The 3,630-nt window shown below is 72.2% G+C and carries 3 protein-coding genes, 1 tRNA gene and 1 pseudogene; 3 read left to right on the forward strand and 2 right to left on the reverse strand.

Features of this window, described 5'->3' with window-relative positions:
• Positions 1–258, forward strand: a 258-nt coding sequence (locus tag VIB11_RS12975) for a VOC family protein (protein ID WP_332031654.1), incomplete at its 5' end; no start/stop codon positions are given.
• Positions 259–291: 33 nt separating this feature from the next.
• Positions 292–1,773, forward strand: a complete 1,482-nt coding sequence (locus VIB11_RS12980; protein WP_332031655.1) for an LLM class flavin-dependent oxidoreductase — start codon at positions 292–294, stop codon at positions 1,771–1,773.
• Between the two features lie 56 nt (positions 1,774–1,829).
• Here VIB11_RS12980 and VIB11_RS12985 read toward each other — a convergent pair whose 3' ends face one another.
• Both VIB11_RS12985 and VIB11_RS12990 read right to left on the reverse strand, forming a co-directional pair.
• Positions 1,830–1,997 (reverse strand): hypothetical protein, encoded by a 168-nt coding sequence (locus VIB11_RS12985; protein ID WP_332031656.1) that lies wholly within the window; start codon positions 1,995–1,997, stop codon positions 1,830–1,832.
• Positions 1,998–2,309: 312 nt separating this feature from the next.
• Positions 2,310–2,382 (reverse strand) — tRNA-Arg (locus tag VIB11_RS12990).
• 459 nt (positions 2,383–2,841) lie between these two features.
• Here VIB11_RS12990 and VIB11_RS12995 point away from each other — a divergent pair.
• A pseudogene (locus tag VIB11_RS12995) lies at positions 2,842–3,630 on the forward strand (phosphoenolpyruvate carboxykinase); the annotation flags it as partial.

Genomic DNA, 3,630 nt, shown 5'->3' on the forward strand with positions numbered 1-3,630 from the left:
GGGACGCGACCGCGGATCTGGTTCCAGCCGGTGCCCGAGGGCAAGGCGGTGAAGAACCGCGTGCACCTCGACATCAAGCTCACCGGCGGGCCGCGTGCACTCCCGGACTACGAGCAGCGCAAGGCGCTCATCGACGCCGAGGTCGAGCGCCTGGTGGGCCTCGGCGCCTCGGTCGCGCACCTCAACGCCCCGGACGGGGCCAACTACTACGCGGTGACCCTCCTCGACCCCGAGGGCAACGAGTTCTGCGTCGTGTAGCGGCAGCCGGGTCGGCCGCGCGAGACTCGCGCCATGGGTGAGCCGCGGATCCCGGACCCCGCGCTCGTGGTGCTGGTCGGCGCCTCCGGGTCGGGCAAGTCCACCTGGGCGGCCCGGCGCTACCGCGCCGTGGAGGTCGTCTCCTCCGACCACCTGCGCGGCATCGTCGGCAGCGGCCCGGCCGACCTCGACGCCTCGACCGACGCCTTCGAGGTGCTCGAGCTGGTGGTGCGGGCGCGGACCGGCCGCGGCCTGACCACCGTGGTCGACACGTTGGGGCTGGACGAGACCCGCCGGCTGTCCTGGCTGGGCGCCGCCCGGCAGGCCGGACTCCCCGCGGTCGCGGTGGTGGTCGAGGCCGACGCCGCACTCTGCCGTCGCCGCAACGCCGACCGCGACCGGCCCGTGCCGGCTCCCGTGCTCGCCCGGCAGCTGCGCGGGGCCGCCGAGGTGGCGCCGCGACTCGAGGCCGAGGGCTGGGACCTCGTGCTGCGGGTCAGTGCCGACACCGACCCCGCCACCGGCGGTGGCACGAGGGTCGGCGGCTCGACGGCGGCACCGTCCCCGGCCGCACCCGTGCGGCGCCTGCCGCTGGTGCTCCAGCTGTCCGCGTTCCCCTGGGGCGAGGACCCTGCGGGGTGGCTCACCGCGATGGCGCTGGCGGCACAGCAGGCGGGGTTCGCGGGTCTGGCCCTGATGGACCACCTCATCCAGATCCCGCAGGTCGGCAGGGCCTGGGACCCGCTGCCGGAGCCCTTCACCGTCCTCGGCCTGCTCGCCGGGGCGGCGCCCGGTCTGGAGCTGGGCACGCTCGTCACGCCGGTCACCTTTCGCCCCGCCGGGGTGCTGGCCAAGACGCTCGCGACGCTCGACGTCCTCAGCGGCGGGCGGGCCTTCTGCGGCCTGGGCACCGGCTGGTGGGAGCGCGAGCACGCGGCATACGGCCTGGCCTTTCCCCCGGCGCGGGAGCGGCTGGACGCGCTCGACGCCGCCGCCGAGACACTGAGGGCGCTCTGGGCTCCCGGCACGAAGGCGTACTCCGGCGGGCGGGTCTCGCTCCCGGAGACCACGCTCTACCCCAGGCCCGTGTCGGCCATCCCGCTGATCATCGGGGGCGGGGGCGAGCAGCGCACGCTGCGCATCGCGGCCCGGTGGGGCGACGCCTGCAACCTCACGACAAGCGACGCCGACGTGGTCGCCCACAAGGCCGAGGTGCTGCGCCGGCACTGCGTGGAGCTCGACCGGGACCCTGGCGAGGTGGGCGTGACGGTCCTCGACCTTCCCGTCCTCGGCACCGACCGCGACGCCGTGGCCTCGGCCGTGGAGCGGCTCCGGGGCCGCACACCCGCCGCGACCTTCACCCGGCGCCACCAGGCCGGGCTGCCCGAGGACCACACGCGCCGGTACGCCGCACTGGCGGACATCGGGGTGGGCAGGGTGTTCGTCGGCATCCAGGGCCTGCGCGGGCCTGAGGACCTCGAGCCCTGGCGCCGGGTCACCGAGGCGCTGGGCTGACCGGGCTCGGGGCGGGGGTTCGAGGCGGGGGCTCGGGGCGGGGGCTCGGCTGGCGCTCAGGCGCCGTGCTTGAGCCGGCCGCGGAGCCCGAGGGCCTCGTCGATCTGGGTCTCGCTCATGCGACCGCTGAAGCCGGCCGCGGCGACGACGAGGTCCGCGACGAGCTCGATCTCGTCGCGGAGGACGGTGTCGGTGAGGTCCGTTCCGAAGGGCTTCGTGGTCACGGGGAGGACGGTAGGCGTCCTCGCTCCGGCGACACGAACCGGATCGGGGGTGTCTCGTCGAAATGACCCGTCGGACCACCCAGAGGGGCCAGGAGAACTAGTCATTCAGGAGGATGTCGTCTGCCCGAACAGCGGATGGCGCCTGCTGAGGCCGCCCGCCGCCGCCCGGCGGCCCGGGCCGATCGGGCGCACCGGGCCGATCGGGCGCACCGGGCCGATCGGGCAAAGCAACAGCCCCGGCCAACTGGAGTGGCTCGGGGCTGGTGCCCTTCTGTCTCAACACAGATCCGATGGGTCGCTGTGCGACCGACGCGCGCCCGAAGGGATTCGAACCCCTAACCTTCTGATCCGTAGTCAGATGCTCTATCCGTTGAGCTACGGGCGCAGATGTTGCCCTGAGGATCGCCCAGCGCAACGACGGGAAACACTACCCGGTCGGCGGCGAGCAGCGAAATCCGCCCCGGCACCCGGCTGGCGTTCGGGGCCCCCGAGGTGGCCACGTCTGCCGCCCCGCTCGCCCGGATGCGCCCCGGGGCGCCTGGACGCCTCGGCGGTCGACCGGCCGGGGCGGCCCGGCGATTGCCGCCCACGACAACGAGATTCGTCGGGTTCTTGCAAGGTTCTGAAAGAACCCGACACGCCTCTGACCTGTACTGATGAGTTGTGAGACGTTTCACGAGCGGAAAGACCCACTCCGGTTTCTCGGACCTCTGACACGGGTCTACCGTGGCGGAATCAGCGCGCCCACCATGTGGACACCTCGGTGGCCGAATGGGGGTCGCACCACCTCACTGATCCGGTGCCGAGCCGACACAGGCACCGGGCGAAAGGGACGGCCGAGGCAATGACGATCGAGTCGACAGGACCCGCGACGGCGGACACCTCAAATACCGGGAGGGTTGGCGGCACGACGCACGCCGGCCTGCAGCAGTGGGTGGATGAGGTCGCGGCCCTGACCACCCCCGACCGCGTCGAGTGGGTGACCGGCTCCGACCAGGAGTGGACGCGCCTCACCGACAAGCTCGTCGAGGCCGGCACCTTCGTGCGGCTCAACGACGAGAAGAAGCCGAACTCCTTCTACGCCGCCTCCGACCCGACGGACGTCGCCCGCGTCGAGGACCGCACCTACATCTGCTCCGTCGACGAGAAGGACGCCGGGCCCACCAACAACTGGATGGACCCGAACGAGATGAAGGCCATCATGCGCGACCTCTACCAGGGGTGCATGAAGGGCCGCACGATGTACGTCATCCCCTTCGTCATGGGGCACCTCAACTCCGAGAACCCGATGTTCGGCGTCGAGATCACCGACTCCGAGTACGTCGTGGTGTCGATGCGCGTGATGGCCCGCTGCGGCGTCAACGTGCTGCGCCGCATCGAGGAGCTCGGCGAGGACGCCAACTACGTCCCGGCCCTGCACTCCATCGGCGCCCCGCTCGAGCCCGGCCAGCAGGACGTGAAGTGGCCGTGCAACGACACCAAGTACATCGTGCAGTTCCCCGAAGAGCGCACCATCTGGTCCTACGGCTCGGGCTACGGCGGCAACGCGCTCCTGGGCAAGAAGTGCTACTCGCTGCGCATCGCCTCGGTCATGGCGCGCGACGAGGGCTGGCTCGCCGAGCACATGCTGATC

Source organism: Pedococcus sp., from assembly GCF_036554925.1.
Taxonomy (GTDB): Bacteria; Actinomycetota; Actinomycetes; order Actinomycetales; family Dermatophilaceae; genus Pedococcus_A.